Origin of the sequence: Paenibacillus dokdonensis (genome assembly GCF_004916975.1) — a bacterium.
Classification (GTDB): Bacteria; Bacillota; Bacilli; order Paenibacillales; family Paenibacillaceae; genus Paenibacillus_AQ; species Paenibacillus_AQ dokdonensis.
Map to the genome: position 1 here is coordinate 680,263 of NZ_STGQ01000001.1, position 14,919 is coordinate 695,181.

The 14,919-nt window shown below is 47.9% G+C and carries 14 protein-coding genes; 13 read left to right on the forward strand and 1 reads right to left on the reverse strand.

Going from position 1 to position 14,919, the window contains the following annotated elements; all coding sequences use genetic code 11:
- Positions 1 to 8 precede the first annotated feature (8 nt).
- From accD to E6W40_RS03300, 10 genes are all read left to right on the forward strand, one after another.
- Positions 9 to 902: an acetyl-CoA carboxylase, carboxyltransferase subunit beta gene (gene accD, locus E6W40_RS03255; RefSeq protein WP_136604168.1), complete on the forward strand. Its 894-nt coding sequence runs from the start codon at positions 9 to 11 to the stop codon at positions 900 to 902.
- Positions 903 to 1,886, forward strand: coding sequence for an acetyl-CoA carboxylase carboxyltransferase subunit alpha (locus tag E6W40_RS03260; RefSeq protein ID WP_136604169.1), 984 nt, complete (start codon positions 903 to 905; stop codon positions 1,884 to 1,886).
- A gap of 123 nt (positions 1,887 to 2,009) precedes the next feature.
- Positions 2,010 to 3,434 (forward strand): pyruvate kinase, encoded by a 1,425-nt coding sequence (gene pyk, locus E6W40_RS03265; protein WP_136604170.1) that lies wholly within the window; start codon positions 2,010 to 2,012, stop codon positions 3,432 to 3,434.
- A gap of 262 nt (positions 3,435 to 3,696) precedes the next feature.
- Positions 3,697 to 4,203 carry an acyl-CoA thioesterase gene (locus E6W40_RS03270; RefSeq protein ID WP_136604171.1) on the forward strand — a complete coding sequence of 169 codons (507 nt, stop codon included), beginning with the start codon at positions 3,697 to 3,699 and terminating at the stop codon, positions 4,201 to 4,203.
- Entirely contained in the window at positions 4,203 to 4,595 is a 393-nt protein-coding gene (locus E6W40_RS03275; RefSeq protein WP_136604172.1) for an FxsA family protein, read from the forward strand. Before E6W40_RS03270 ends, E6W40_RS03275 begins: the two co-directional genes overlap by 1 nt.
- A gap of 249 nt (positions 4,596 to 4,844) precedes the next feature.
- Positions 4,845 to 5,960: a citrate synthase gene (gene citZ, locus E6W40_RS03280; RefSeq protein WP_136604173.1), complete on the forward strand. Its 1,116-nt coding sequence runs from the start codon at positions 4,845 to 4,847 to the stop codon at positions 5,958 to 5,960.
- A 119-nt stretch (positions 5,961 to 6,079) separates the two neighbouring features.
- Positions 6,080 to 7,372, forward strand: coding sequence for an NADP-dependent isocitrate dehydrogenase (gene icd, locus E6W40_RS03285; protein ID WP_136604174.1), 1,293 nt, complete (start codon positions 6,080 to 6,082; stop codon positions 7,370 to 7,372).
- An 18-nt stretch (positions 7,373 to 7,390) separates the two neighbouring features.
- Positions 7,391 to 8,332 carry a malate dehydrogenase gene (mdh, locus tag E6W40_RS03290; protein WP_136604175.1) on the forward strand — a complete coding sequence of 314 codons (942 nt, stop codon included), beginning with the start codon at positions 7,391 to 7,393 and terminating at the stop codon, positions 8,330 to 8,332.
- 139 nt (positions 8,333 to 8,471) lie between these two features.
- Positions 8,472 to 8,897 carry a hypothetical protein gene (locus E6W40_RS03295; protein ID WP_136604176.1) on the forward strand — a complete coding sequence of 142 codons (426 nt, stop codon included), beginning with the start codon at positions 8,472 to 8,474 and terminating at the stop codon, positions 8,895 to 8,897.
- Between the two features lie 206 nt (positions 8,898 to 9,103).
- On the forward strand, positions 9,104 to 9,973 hold the full coding sequence (locus E6W40_RS03300) for an SDR family oxidoreductase (protein ID WP_136604177.1): 870 nt from the start codon (positions 9,104 to 9,106) through the stop codon (positions 9,971 to 9,973).
- A 126-nt stretch (positions 9,974 to 10,099) separates the two neighbouring features.
- On the opposite strand, the gene yfbR is transcribed toward E6W40_RS03300, so the two are convergent.
- Positions 10,100 to 10,636, reverse strand: a complete 537-nt coding sequence (gene yfbR, locus E6W40_RS03305; RefSeq protein WP_342774674.1) for a 5'-deoxynucleotidase — start codon at positions 10,634 to 10,636, stop codon at positions 10,100 to 10,102.
- A 215-nt stretch (positions 10,637 to 10,851) separates the two neighbouring features.
- Between yfbR and pnpS the strand changes: the two genes are divergently transcribed.
- The 3 genes from pnpS to E6W40_RS03320 all read left to right on the forward strand — a co-directional run bounded on the left by pnpS (position 10,852) and on the right by E6W40_RS03320 (position 14,823).
- Positions 10,852 to 12,639, forward strand: a complete 1,788-nt coding sequence (pnpS, locus tag E6W40_RS03310; protein ID WP_136604178.1) for a two-component system histidine kinase PnpS — start codon at positions 10,852 to 10,854, stop codon at positions 12,637 to 12,639.
- Between the two features lie 161 nt (positions 12,640 to 12,800).
- The gene (locus E6W40_RS03315) at positions 12,801 to 13,532 is read left to right on the forward strand and encodes a response regulator transcription factor (RefSeq protein WP_136604179.1); all 732 of its coding nucleotides are present in this window, start codon (positions 12,801 to 12,803) and stop codon (positions 13,530 to 13,532) included.
- A gap of 103 nt (positions 13,533 to 13,635) precedes the next feature.
- A complete protein-coding gene (locus E6W40_RS03320) occupies positions 13,636 to 14,823 on the forward strand; it encodes a methyl-accepting chemotaxis protein (RefSeq protein WP_168928809.1) in 1,188 nt (395 codons plus the stop codon).
- Positions 14,824 to 14,919: the final 96 nt, after the last annotated feature.

The following is a 14,919-nucleotide window of genomic DNA, read 5'->3' on the forward strand; positions in this document are numbered from 1 at the left end:
GTGTAGTTGTGTTTAAAGACTTGTTTCAGAAAAAAAGAAAGTACGCGACCATTCCTTCAGATCGTGCAGGAAGAGGCAGCGAGCCTGGTGAAAGCGAGAGACCTAAACGGGAAATTCCTGAAGGGCTCATGAATAAATGCGGCAAATGCGGTACCATTCAGTACAGCAAAGAGCTGGAGAAAAATCTAAAGGTCTGCCAGAACTGCGGATATCATATGCGTCTGAACGCTGTGGAACGTATTCACATGGTTCTGGATGAAGAAGGCTTTGAGGAATTTGACAGCGGTATGGTGTCTGTGGATCCGCTGCAGTTCCCGGGATACGGAACGAAGCTGGAACAGCAGAGAATGAAATCGGGTCTGCGCGAGGCTGTAATTACCGGACAGGGAACGATCGAAGGATTGCCTGTGGTAGTAGCCGTGATGAGCTTTGATTTCTTTACAGGCAGTATGGGTTCGGTTGTAGGCGAAAAAATTACGCGCGCGATTGAAGTGGCAACTGAGAAGGATCTGCCACTCATTATTTTCTCCACTTCAGGCGGGGCACGTATGCAGGAAAGTATTCTCAGTCTGATGCAGATGGCGAAAACAAGCGCTGCCCTGTCACGGTTAAACGAAAAGGGTGGTCTATATATTTCTGTAATTACGGATCCTACGACTGGCGGTGTTTCTGCCAGTTTTGCCACGCTTGGTGATATTAATATTGCGGAGCCTGGAGCCGTATTCGGATTTGCCGGCAGAATTGTTATTGAACAGACCATCCGCCAGAAGCTGCCCGACGATTTTCAAACTGCAGAATTTAACCTGGCCCACGGCCAGTTGGACCTGGTGGTCCATCGCAAGGAGCTGCGTCCAATGTTGTACAAGCTCCTCGAGATGCACAGCGTGAAAGGGGGATATTAAGTGGCAGGAGAATTGCCTTTTGAAAAACCCCTTGTTGAGATGCGTCAAAAGATCAATGAGCTGAAGCAGTTCGGACAGGACAAGGGGATTGACTTCACTGATGAAATTTCCAGATTGGAAGAACGTTATGCCGAACTGGAAACCGAAATCTATTCCAATATTTCTCCCCATCAAAAAATGCATGTGGCGAGACATCAGCAGCGCCCTACCTCACTCGACCTGATTCAGTTGATCTTCAATGATTTTATTGAATTGCATGGTGACCGTCTGTTTGGTGATGACCTTGCCGTGATCGGCGGACTCGCTAAGCTGAACGGGATACCGGTTACGGTTATCGGTCAGCAGCGTGGTAAGGATACCAAGGATAATATTGCCCGTTTCTTCGGCAGTGCACACCCGGAAGGCTTCCGTAAAGCGCTGCGTTTGATGCAACAGGCGGACAAGTTTAAACGCCCGATTATTACTTTTGTCGATACAAAAGGAGCATATCCGGGTAATACAGCAGAAGAGAGGGGACAATCTGAAGCCATCGCCCGGAATTTACGGGAAATGTCGGCTCTTGGAGTTCCTGTTATTTGTGTGATCATCGGCGAAGGTGGAAGCGGCGGTGCTCTTGCGATGGCAGTAGGCAACCGTGTGCTGATGCTGGAGCATGCCATTTATTCGGCCATTTCGCCAAACGGAGCGGCATCCATCCTCTGGAAGGATGCGTCCAAAGCGGATCAGGCAGCTGAAGCGATGAAGATTACGGCAAAGGATCTGCTTGGTTTTGAAGTTATTGAAGAGATCATTCCGGAGCCGGTTGGTGGCGCCCATAGGGATTATGAATGGACCGCATCCTCGATCAAAGAGGTGCTGACCCGGCATCTGCAGGAGCTTTCTCTTATGGACAGCGCGGCTTTAAAAGAAGACAGATATCAGAAATTTCGCAAAATTGGAAAGTTCGCGTTTGAGCAATCTTCTGCTGTTGGAGTGATAGAATAAACCCTTATTGTCAAAGATGGATATGACAAAGTTCCTATACAAAATCTTTAATTTGTAGTAAATTTAATTTTTGGATAAAGATGTTTGGATAGAGAGATTTTAAGAAAAACGGAGGAAACCCTAATGCGTAAAACAAAAATCGTATGTACTATCGGACCTTCCAGTGAATCGTTGGAAAACACCAAAAAATTGATTCTTGCTGGCATGAATGTAGCCCGTCTGAACTTTTCACACGGCGATTTCGAGGAGCATGGCAACCGGATTAAAAATATCCGTCAGGCTGCCAAGGAGCTTAACAAAACAGTAGCTATTCTGCTGGATACCAAAGGACCTGAAATCCGTACGGGCAAGCTGGCTGTGGAACCGATTGAGCTGGTTCAAGACGAATATATCACATTGACAACCGAAGAAATTTTGGGAGACAAGGACCGCATCTCCATCACTTATTTGGATCTTCCAAGTGATGTGGAAGTAGGCTCCACCATTCTGATCGATGACGGTCTGATTGGTTTGACGGTTGTAGGTGTTGAAGGCACTGAAATCAAATGCCGCATTGTCAATGGTGGTACAATTAAAAGCAAGAAAGGCGTTAACGTACCGGGTGTTGCCATTTCTCTGCCAGGTATTACGGAGAAAGATGCAAATGATATCGTGTTTGGTATCGAGCAGGGCATCGATTTTATCGCAGCTTCCTTCGTCCGCAAAGCAAGTGACGTTCTAGAAATTCGTCAATTGCTGGAGAAACATAACGCAGGACAAATTCAAATTATTTCTAAAATCGAAAACCAACAAGGCGTAGACAACCTGGATGAAATCCTGGAAGCATCGGACGGCCTTATGGTTGCCCGCGGTGACCTTGGCGTGGAAATCCCTGCTGAAGAAGTGCCGTTGGTACAAAAACGCATGATCGAAAAATGTAATGTTGCAGGTAAACCGGTTATCACGGCTACCCAAATGCTTGATTCCATGCAGCGCAACCCGCGTCCAACACGCGCAGAAGCAAGTGACGTAGCAAACGCGATTTTCGACGGAACTGACGCAATCATGCTTTCCGGTGAAACAGCTGCCGGTAAATATCCGGTAGAGTCCGTTCTGACAATGTCCCGCATCGCTGAAAAAGCGGAATCCGCGCTGAACTACCGTGAAATCTTCTTGAAGCAAAGAATTGCTCAGGAAACAACGGTAACCGAAGCAATCAGCCAATCCGTAGCGATCTCTGCACTGGACTTGAATGCAAAAGCGATCATTTCCTCCACGGAATCCGGTCACACTGCACGTATGGTATCCAAGTACCGTCCACAAGCTCCAATCATCGCTGTAACGACACAGGAGCGTACGCTGCGCCGTCTTGCCCTGACTTGGGGTGTAACACCTATCCAAGGCAAAACAGCAAGCTCTACGGACGAAATGTTCGAGAACTCCCTGCAAGGCGGTCTGGAATCCGGACTTGTGAAACCGGGAGATCTAGTTGTGATCACAGCAGGCGTTCCGCTTGGACAATCCGGTTCGACGAACCTTGTAAAAGTCAGCCAGATTCCAAACGTCTAAAGTAAGGGTCTGATTTAACCGATAACGTTATATATTCTTTGATTAAGAGGCTGTGCAGGGAATCCCTGCCAGCCTTTTTTGGTAGATACTGGCTGCAGGGTCCTCTTAGCATCCGCCTCTGAATGGATAAACGGAATCTAGCACAAAATAACTATATATGACACATTCCCGGGTGCCTTAGCCTCAAATTCGAGAGTTGTGAAGCCCTATGTTATACTTAATACCAAGCTCTATATTTTCAAAGAAGGAGACTTTGGCAGGCATGGAAAAAGACGTGAGGGGCAAGCTCAGCCGCTGGTATACGGCTTCTGTGCGGGTTCGTTATCAGGAAAGCGACCAGATGGGAGTGGTGTACCACGCCAACTACCTGAATTGGTTTGAGATTGGACGGACCGAAATGATCCGTGAGCTTGGCATTACATACCGCAGCATGGAAGAGCAAGGCGTTTTGCTTCCCGTCACAGATCTGGATATGAAATTCAGCCAACCAGCTCGTTATGACGATGAAATCACAATTTTTACACGAATGACGGCATTTTCAAAATTACGGATCAAATACGCATATGAAATCAGAAGACTCTCGAGCGAGGAGAGAGAACATCTGGTGCAGCACTCAGAAAGCCCGGAGCTGCCCGGAGTGCTGCTTGTGTCAGGCTCGACAAGCCATGTGTGGGTAAATCGTGAATGGCAGCCTGTAAGGCTGGATACAGGCGCTCCAGGGCTTTACAGCGCATTGGAGCAATCACTGACCGGGGGAGGAGATCGGTAGTGTGGAAATGGCTGCTTATCGTAATTATTATTGTTCCCACCGCTGAAATTTACGGATTTAATCTGGTTGCGGGCAGGATCGGCGGAGGAAATACGTTTCTGCTCACCCTTGTTACATCCGTGATGGGTATGCTGATCATGCGTTTTGAAGGTCGCAAGGTGCTGGAGGATTCGCGGGCCCGAATGAATTCCGGACAGATCCCCGGAAGAAGTCTTGTGGATGGGCTTTGTGTTTTTATAGGTGGTATTTTACTGATCATTCCCGGTTTCCTAACCGACATTATTGGCTTTACGATGGCCTTTCCCCTCACCCGTCCGTTCTATCGTATCCTTATACTGAAATGGCTGGAGCGGAAGATCAAAAAAGGGAATATCACGATTCACCGCCGTTAAGTGAAGGATTCTGCCGGGTGATAAAAAAATCTTTATGTGTCTGATAAAACAATTTGATGCTTTTATAGGGGGCACTTATGTTCACATATCCGACAAAATCCTTTATGATAATAGTGATTCCATTACTTGGCGTGTGAATGCCAAGGTAGAATGGCGGACGGCCGTCTTTTTTCTTTTGAATAAAATGTAAATGTTTTCACGGCTCGTTTATCTTGTTTATAAATCCGTTTTACAAAGGAGAGATGTACGATGACAGCTACTAAAGGCCTTGAGGGAATTGTTGCCGCAGCTTCTTCCATCAGTTCCATCGTGGACGGCGTGCTCACATACCGCGGTTATGATATTGATGATCTTGCACTCCATGCAAGTTTTGAAGAAGTAGCCTATCTGCTGTGGTTCGGAAAGCTGCCTAATGAAGCAGAACTAAAACAGCTCCATAAGGATTTGAGCAACGAAGCTCCGATTCCGGATCAAGTGATCCAGCAAATGAAATCATACCCTAAAGATACAAATACCATGGCTGCTCTCCGTTCTGCGGTATCGGCCCTTGCCCTCTATGACGATGAAGCCGATGATATGAGCCGTGAAGCGAACGAGCGCAAGGCGATCCGCCTTCAGGCTAAGCTGCCTACCGTAATCGCTGCTCTCTCGCGCATCCGTGAAGGCAAAGAACCGGTAGCACCGCAAGCGGGATTGTCCATTGCCGAGAATTTCCTGTATATGCTGAGAGGCGAAAAGCCTGAAGAAGTTTCAGTGAAAGCATTGGATCAGGCGCTTGTTCTTCATGCGGATCATGAACTGAACGCCTCCACTTTTGCAGCCCGTGTAACTGTGGCTACGCTTTCAGATATCTACTCTGGCGTAACGTCAGCAATCGGCGCTTTGAAAGGACCTCTGCATGGCGGAGCCAACGAAGCGGTTATGAAAATGCTGAACGAAATCGAAAGCTTGGAAAATGTCGAGCCTTATATCCAGCAAAAATTGGATAACCGTGACAAGATCATGGGCTTCGGACACCGCGTTTACAAAAACGGCGATCCGCGCGCGAAGCATTTGCAAAAAATGTCCCGCGAGCTCGGCGAAATGAAGGGCGACACGAAGCTGTATGAAATGTCCGTCAAGATTGATGATCTGGTTACTAACCAAAAGGGTTTGAAGCCGAATGTGGATTTCTACTCCGCTTCTGTGTATACTCAGCTAGGGTTTAATCATGAGATCTTCACCCCGATTTTTGCGATCAGCCGTGTATCCGGATGGACCGCACATATTCTGGAGCAGTACGAAAACAACCGCATTATCCGTCCGCGTGCCGAATATGTAGGCCTTACCGATCAGAAGTATGTACCGGTTGAACAACGCTCTTAATGGACAATACAGAATTAGGGGAACTGGAACATCTCATGCATGCGATGCTCCGGCGCCCCTATGTGACTGTTTGTTCAAGGTAATCAAAAAAATATTTTAATTACAAGGAGGACGTACTAATGAAACTCGAGAAATTCGCACTTCCTACCGAAGGTGAAAAAATTGAAATAACAAACGGCAAGCTAGAGGTGCCAAACAATCCGATCATTCCTTTTATCGAAGGTGACGGTACTGGCCGTGATATCTGGAAAGCTTCCAAACGCGTTCTGGATGCTGCAGTGGACAAAGCTTACGGCGGCTCCAAAAAAATCGCCTGGTACGAAGTATTTGCCGGTGAGAAAGCATTCAATACATACGGTGAATGGCTGCCTAACGATACACTTGAAGCCATCCGTGAGTATATCGTAGCTATTAAAGGACCTTTGACTACGCCAATCGGCGGCGGTATCCGTTCCCTGAACGTGGCACTTCGCCAAGAACTGGATTTGTACGTATGTCTGCGTCCTGTACGCTACTTCGATGGTGTTCCTTCTCCGGTTAAACATCCTGAGCTGGTAGACATGGTTATTTTCCGTGAAAATACCGAGGATATCTACGCTGGTATTGAGTATCAAGAAGGCTCCGAGGCAGTGAAGAAGGTTATCGAATTCCTTCAAAACGAAATGGGTGTTAACAAAATCCGTTTCCCTGAAACTTCCGGTATCGGTATCAAGCCTGTGTCGTCCGAAGGCTCCAAGCGTCTGGTTCGCGCAGCTATCGAATATGCCATTGAGCATGGCCGTAAGAGCGTAACACTGGTACACAAAGGCAATATCATGAAATTCACTGAAGGAGCCTTCAAAAACTGGGGCTACGAAGTGGCTGAGCAGGAGTTCGGCGATAAAGTATTCACATGGGCACAATATGATGCCATCAAAGAAAAAGACGGCACAGATGCAGCTAATGCAGCTCAAAGCGCCGCTGAAGCTGAAGGCAAAATCATCGTGAAGGACGCGATTGCGGACATCGCTCTGCAGCAAGTATTGACTCGTCCTACCGACTTTGACGTTATTGCTACACTGAACCTCAATGGTGACTATCTGTCCGACGCACTGGCTGCACAAATCGGCGGTATCGGTATTGCTCCAGGGGCCAACATTAACTATGTAACAGGACATGCTATTTTTGAAGCTACGCATGGTACAGCTCCTAAATATGCGGACAAAGACGTAGTTAACCCTGGTTCCGTTATCCTGTCCGGCGTTATGCTGCTTGAGCATCTGGGATGGCAGGAAGCGGCTGACCTGATCTACAAAGGCATGGAAACCTCCATTAACAATAAAACCGTTACTTATGACTTTGCCCGTCTGATGGATGGCGCAACGCAAGTAAAATGCTCCGAGTTTGCAGACCAAGTAATCAAAAACATGTAGTAGGGGTGAGACTTGGACATGGCTTTGACTCGTAAAAAAATCACTGTGGTAGGCGGCGGTTTTACCGGTGCTACTACGGCTTTGATGCTGGCGCAAAAAGAACTTGGCAATGTGGTACTGCTGGATATTCCTCAGCTTGAGAACCCAACAAAGGGCAAGGCGCTCGACATGCTGGAAGCAAGTCCGGTACAAGGCTTCGACAGCCAAATTACCGGTACTTCCAATTACGATGACGCTGCAGATTCTGACATCGTGATCATCACAGCTGGCGTAGCCCGTAAACCAGGCATGAGCCGTGATGACCTCGTGAACACGAACGCAGGTATCATGAAAGCCGTCTGTGAAAATGTGAAAAGAGTCGCTCCGGAATCCATCGTTATCATTCTGAGCAACCCAGTAGACGCTATGACTTATGTAGCAAACAAAACACTGGGTTTCCCTAAAAACCGCGTAATTGGCCAATCCGGCGTACTGGATACCGCCCGTTACTGCACATTCATCGCGCAAGAGCTTAACGTATCTGTGGAAGATGTTCGCGGCTTCGTGCTTGGTGGACATGGCGACGATATGGTTCCTCTCGTTCGGTATTCGAACGTTGGCGGCATTCCGATCGATACGCTCATCCCTGCTGACCGCATTCAGGAAATCGTTCAACGCACCCGCGTAGGCGGCGGCGAAATCGTTAACCTGCTTGGCAACGGCAGTGCATACTTTGCACCAGCGGCATCTCTCGTACAAATGGCTGAAGCGATCATCAAAGACAAAAAACGGATTATTCCTGTTATCGCTCTTCTTGAAGGCGAATATGGCTACAATGATCTGTTCCTGGGTGTTCCTTCAATTCTTGGCGGCAATGGCATCGAGAAAATTTTCGAGCTGGAGCTTACAGCTGAGGAAAAAGCGGCTCTGGATAAGTCCGCTGATTCCGTACGCAATGTTATTTCCGTTATAAACGTGTAAGAAGCGTTAAGCCGGATCAATAGTTTTACAGGGAAAACCTCTAAGTTTGTTCATATTTAGAGGTTTTCTTTTCTTTTAATTGGTGTAGAATGATAATACATGTAATCTAAATCATAGTAATAGTGGAGGGATTTTGCTCATGGCAATGGTAATGTTATTTATACATATTCTGGGCGCTGCAGCTCTGGGATTTTATCTGATTTTGCCTTTCGTTGTTGGAAAAGTGACCAAGTTATCTTTGCCGGCACAAGAAGGTAGCGCCGCGGCGATTCGCAGCTTTAACACGTATGCTCAAATCGCTCTGGTCATTCAACTGCTTACCGGTGGATATTTGATGAGCAAAGGTGACTATTCGGTACCTTGGATGATCGTTATCGTTATTTTGTTACTGGCTATTGGAGCCATCAGCGGTATCATGGGTAAACCGCTTCGTCTTGCAATGGACGGCATTAAAAATAAACGTGATATCTCGGTAGAGACGGGAAAAATCCGTACACTGAGCGCTTTGCTTGCCATCTGCGTCCTCGTGATGCTGTTCTTCATGGTGTACAGAGACATTATCTAATACCTCACAGGATAGATTCATATGAAAAAGCGCCTTTCCCTTACAAAGGGAGAGGCGCTTTTTGTTTGACATTCAGCTGAATGTGGTAAGTAAAAACCGTCAGAAGAATAAAGGAATTAATTTATGCCATCCTAATATGGGAATGTAATCCTGTGCAACGCTATAGGAATCGGAAAAAATAAGAAAGCATGGAAGGAGAATGAATGATGTCAGGAAATTCACAGAGCAAACAAACACTGCCCCCGCAGCATCAAAATCAACAGCCAGGAATCGAGTCGGAGATGAATCCGCTCCCGAAATATGAGCCGAGTGACTATATGGCCGCAGGTAAGCTTAAAGGTAAGAAAGTAATCATCACAGGTGGTGACAGCGGCATCGGACGCGCTGTTGCGGTGGCTTTTGCCAAAGAAGGGGCTGACCTTTCGATCATTTACTTAAATGAACATGAGGATGCGAAGGAAACGAAGCATCAAGTGGAGCAGGAGGGACGAAAATGTCTGCTGATTGCCGGTGATATCGGCGATGAGGAGTTTTGCAAAAAAGCCGTCAATCAGTCAGTGAAAGAGCTCGGCGGACTGGATATCCTGATCAATAATGCAGCTGAACAGCATCCGCAGCAAAAAATTGAGGACATCACGAAGGAACAGCTGGAGCGCACGTTCCGGACCAATATCTTCGGGATGTTCAATATGACGAAGATGGCTATGCCGCATCTCAAGAGCGGAAGCTCTATCGTCAATACGGCCTCGATTACAGCCTATAAAGGCAACCCGACGTTGATTGACTACTCGTCTACCAAAGGAGCTATCGTCAGCTTTACACGTTCCTTGTCCATGAACGTTGTAGAAAAAGGCATTCGCGTAAATGCAGTCGCCCCAGGTCCAATTTGGACACCACTCATTCCATCGACGTTTGATGCCAAGAAGGTAAGTGAATTTGGTTCAACACAGCCGATGAAGCGTCCGGGACAGCCGGAAGAGCTGGCTCCTGCCTACGTTTACCTGGCCTCCAATGATTCTTCGTATGTGAGCGGCCAGGTCATCCATGTGAATGGCGGGGAAATTGTTAACGGTTGATTCGTTGGAATATCCCCCTATAGAAAAAAGGGTTGAGCAGATCATCTGCTCAACCTTTTTAGTCTGAATCCGAAGTAAGCTGGGACAGCTCATCCAAAGACATCTCAAAGCTCGGAGCCATATGTGTCAGAAAGCTTCAGGGAGCTGCATCTGTTTCACCTTGGCCAGGGTTTGCTCTTTGGCTACAGCAAATTCCCGATTGCCTGAAGCGACTTCAAAGGCGCATTTCAGATATGCATCCAGGCAGTCCGCAGCCTTGACGTAGCGAAGCAGCTCCATCTGCTCTTCCTCCTCGGAATCGGGGCGAAGGAGATTGGCATATATCGACTGCAGTTCAGGCGGCGCCATCGCAGCCAGTCGCTTAGCCGCAATGTTCTCCATCTCACGAAAATTTGCAAGCAGCCTCGGGTTATTATGCTTGACAGGTGTGGCAATGTCACCAGTGAATACCTCAGCAGCATCATGATACAAAGCAATCGTTGCAGCATGATCCGCATTCAGTTTCCGGTCATAATAAGTATTGCCGATCAGGCAGAGCATATGGGTTAAGAGCGAAACATGAAAGGAATGCTCTGCTACATTTTCGGTTGTCGTACTGCGCATTAGGCTCCAGCGCCTGATGTATTGCAGTCGGTACATATAAGCGGCTAACGGGAAGTTCAATGAAATTCTCTCCTTTTTAATATGGCAGGATTTATCCAGTCTTAACATTTCGCTATTATTATACTCTTATGCCGGATTAACGGGCTACCGCAAGTGAATGGTTGTTCTAAGCAGCAATCACCTGAAGGGAAAATAAACTTTTCATCCTTACAGTTTCAAGATAGGATAAAAGAAGAAAAATGAAATGAAAACTCATGAAAAGGAAGACGGCAATAATGAGACCCTTTCGTATAAGACTCACCCTGATTTTAATGATTATGATCGGGATTTCCATGGTGGGCGCAGGCATTACAATGGCCCAGGTATTTAAAAAATCCCATATTTCCGTGCTGGAAGATAATATGATCCGGGAGATCAAGCTGCTGAGCCATACCTTTGATTTTCGTTCGGAAGCTGGAGAAGATGCAGTGACTTATTTTACCCGACAATCCAGAGAGCTGTCTGCACTTACCGACTCACGGGTTACTTTTATATCGAAAGATGGAACTGTCATCGGGGATTCGGAAAGCGATCCACTTCATATGGATAACCATAGTTCACGTGAAGAGATCGTTAATGCGGCTAAAAGCGGTTCAGGACATGCCATCCGCTACAGCTCGACGCTTCAGGAGGACATGCTGTACGTTGCGGTGCCAGTCGTTTCAGCAGGAAAATACGAGGGTTTTATCCGGTTATCCGTGAGCCTTGCATCCGTTGATGAGGGCGTACGCAAGGGATGGACGCTGATGGCCGGAGGATTGGCTGTTTTGTTCATCGTGGCTGCTCTTGTCAGTTACCGTGTAGCGGCTGGGCTGACCTCACCGCTTGAGAAGATTACAAGAGTGGCAGGCAGAATATCTCGTCTGGATTATGATGCCAGAGTCAACATGCACCGAAAGGATGAAATTGGAGAGCTGGCCAAGGCGATTAACGGCATGGCCGACAGCCTTCAGAATCAGCTGCAAACGATACGGGATAATGAGGATTTGCTGCAGAGCGTCATGGACAACATGACCAGCGGGATTCTTCTGTTAGATGCGGAGTGCCGCATTGCTTTAATCAATCCGGCAGCAGAAGGAATGCTGAATGTCCGAGGCGGCCAGCTGAATGGACGTTCCATTAACGAGCTTAAGCAATACTACGAGCTGACCCGGCTGATAAAGGACGGCATCACCGAGCGGAAATTTATCCATGAGGAACGGAGCGTCTTTCGGCCGGAGGAGACCATTCTTCATCTGGACGGAGTGCCTATGTACGGGGAGGAACAGGCGTTTAAGGGAATGCTGTTTCTTCTGCAGGATGTCACTGCAATCCGCCGGCTTGAGAATATGCGCAGCGAATTTGTGGCAAATGTATCCCATGAGCTGAAAACGCCGGTGGCAGCTGTCAAGGGATTTTCCGAGACGCTGCTCGGGGGTGGTGTGAAGGATGAAGAAACGGCCAGATCCTTCCTGCAAATCATATACGATGAAAGCGAGCGACTGAACCGTTTAATCAGCGATATTCTGGATTTGTCCAAAATTGAATCCAAACGCTCACCGATGGATTATGCGCCTGTTCATTTAGCTTCTTTTTGCGGGTCTATCATCGATGCGATGGCTACAGTCGCCGAGAAAAAACGGATTACGCTTCATGCCGATATTCCGGAAGAGCTCTTTGTGGAGGCGGATGAGGATAAGCTGCGCCAGATTCTCATTAATCTGTTATCCAATGCAGTAAGCTATACACAAGATGGCGGGAAAGTAGATCTAACCGTTCAGGACCTCCAGGACACTGAGGGTTCCGAAAAGGTTGTTATCAAAGTGTCTGACACAGGAATTGGCATACCGAAAAAAGACCAGCCGCGTATTTTTGAACGGTTCTACAGGGTCGATAAAGGGAGGTCGCGAAGCTCAGGCGGCACCGGACTCGGACTTTCGATAGTTAAGCATCTGGTTGATCAGCATCGTGGAGAAATATCCGTGGATAGTGAACTTGGCATCGGAACCACATTTACGGTTGAATTGCCGATGCTGCAGGAATAAGATTAACAAGGGCCGTTAAACTTGCGATTACAAATTCATAACTTTTTAAAAAAGGTGCCTTACTGCCTGCTCATGTTTACACAGGGTTAACATTTGGGTGTTACGATGGGCTTGTCAGTATCCGAAACCATTGTTTTTTGTAGAACGGGGGTATTTATTAAATGACACAGCGATTGCTGGTTATTGAAGATGAACCGACCCTGGCCAGATTGCTATCCTATAATCTGACGCAGGAAGGTTATGAAGTCACCATTGAGGATCACGGAACATCCGGATTTGAGCGTGTTGTACAGGAGCCATTTGACTTGATCGTACTGGATTTGATGCTGCCGGGAATGAATGGATTTGATATTCTGGGTAAGCTGAGAGCGAAAGCCATCGCGACTCCGGTCATCATTTTGACTGCGAAAAATGCGGAAGAAGAAGTCGTACAAGGTCTCAAGCTGGGTGCGGACGACTATATCACCAAGCCCTTTGGCGTATCTGAGCTGCTCGCCCGTGTAGGCACGGTACTGCGGCGCGTCTCGGGAGCGAAGGAAGAAGAGGTTCCTGAAACCTCGGATTCTGCAATTCGGCTTGGACAGCTGGAGATCTATCCGGAAAAGTACGAGGTCATGCTAGGCAGCACCAGCATCAGTTTAAGACCGAAGGAATTCGAAGTACTGCTTTACCTTGCACGCAAGCCGGGAGTGGTATTGACCAGAGATGATCTGATGAATGCCGTTTGGGGTTTTGATTATATTGGAGGCCAGCGGACGGTGGATGTCCATGTCAGCTCGCTCCGTAAAAAGCTCGAGCTTGATCCGGAATCTGTGCATATTGATTCCATACGCGGTGTGGGATATAAACTGGTTATTAATAAAAAAAGAAGCTCTCATCCCCAGGAATCATGATGAGAGCTTCTTTTTTTTACAAACCATTTACCCCAGCCGAATCCACCCTTAATAATTCAGCGTTATGATGCGGCTAAAGAGGAGTTCTGAGGGGGAGTCAATCTTGAGCATTCTGCAAGCTGAGAACAGAACCAACATCAATGAACAAAAGCAATCAACCGTAATGAACTTGATCACAGACCCCATACGGAAGGAAACAGCAGTGCCAGCTGCCCACGCGCCGTCAGAGAGGGGGTTTTCTGCCGCCGGGAGCTGCCGAGCCGTGCCTGCATTAACTCCGCAAGTCACCTGCAGGGAAGCACTAGGTATACTGAAGGAGCAGCCTCATATTCCATGCCTGGTCGTTTGTGGTGAAGATATGCATCCGGAAGGATTGGTGATGAAAGATGCATTTTACCGGAGATTGACGGGCCGTTTTGCCGCGGATTTATATTTTGACCGTTCTGTGGAGAAATTCGCTGAAGAGGATATTCTGATTGTGGAGATCGGTGAAGATCCGGCATATATGATTCAGCGCGCACTGGAAAGACCTGAAGCCCGGTTTTATGATTGCGTGATTGTGACGGAGGAGGGCCGGTTCGCTGGTGTCCTAACTGTTCAGGATTTATTAATGATGTCGGGACTGCTGCAGACCGAGGCGGAGGAGCAGCGCAAGCACACCATTTCGGAGAACTACTTCCATGTGAGCGGCATGGAGCAGTCGCTGGGTAAAGTTGCGGAAGCGGCCAGCCTTACGCTTGAGGAGTGCCTCCGTATGAAGGAATGGACGACGGAGGGAAGGCTGAAGCTGGATGAAGCAGGCCAATCCTATGCGGAAGCCGTTATACATATGAACCGGAATCAAAAGCAGGTATCTGAGCTGATCGAGGATGCAGGTAAGATATCCTCTCTTACCCAGGGTATTGCTGAGCTTGCGGATCGAAGCGGCCTGCTTGCCATCAATGCCTCCATTGAGGCTGCTCATGCAGGCAGCCAGGGCAGAGGGTTTCAGATTGTTGCGGCCGAGGTAAGATCACTCGCAGCGCAGACCCGGCGGCTGGCTGCGGATATTTCCGGACTGTTGGAGCGCATCAGCCAATCGGCCACAGAGACCGGATCATTAACGGCTTCGGGAGTCCGGCAGATCCAGACAGGAGCAGCGCAGCTGACCGAAGGGAGCCGTATGTTTGGCGAGCTGGAGCAAGCCGTCGGGCATGTGGAAAAGACCGGCCGATCGGTACATCAAATGGCCAGAGATACCGCCAAACAAGCGCTTGGTGTGAAGGTGGAGTTGGAGCGCACGCTAACATAAAGGAAGTAAAAGGAAGAGAAGAAGCTCACATTTTACACAGAGTTTACAATTGTGGCACACAGCTTTTACATAGAGGTTATACAATCAATAGAGTCA

Bases quoted from the DNA above. Each gene is read 5' to 3' on its own strand.
- E6W40_RS03270 (WP_136604171.1), top strand. From the start codon at position 3,697: ATGGAAAAAGACGTGAGGGGCAAGCTCAGCCGCTGGTATACGGCTTCT.
- E6W40_RS03300 (WP_136604177.1), top strand. From the start codon at position 9,104: ATGTCAGGAAATTCACAGAGCAAACAAACACTGCCCCCGCAGCATCAA.
- E6W40_RS03295 (WP_136604176.1), top strand. From the start codon at position 8,472: ATGGCAATGGTAATGTTATTTATACATATTCTGGGCGCTGCAGCTCTG.
- citZ (WP_136604173.1), top strand. From the start codon at position 4,845: ATGACAGCTACTAAAGGCCTTGAGGGAATTGTTGCCGCAGCTTCTTCC.
- pnpS (WP_136604178.1), top strand. From the start codon at position 10,852: ATGAGACCCTTTCGTATAAGACTCACCCTGATTTTAATGATTATGATC.
- E6W40_RS03315 (WP_136604179.1), top strand. From the start codon at position 12,801: ATGACACAGCGATTGCTGGTTATTGAAGATGAACCGACCCTGGCCAGA.
- mdh (WP_136604175.1), top strand. From the start codon at position 7,391: ATGGCTTTGACTCGTAAAAAAATCACTGTGGTAGGCGGCGGTTTTACC.
- pyk (WP_136604170.1), top strand. From the start codon at position 2,010: ATGCGTAAAACAAAAATCGTATGTACTATCGGACCTTCCAGTGAATCG.
- icd (WP_136604174.1), top strand. From the start codon at position 6,080: ATGAAACTCGAGAAATTCGCACTTCCTACCGAAGGTGAAAAAATTGAA.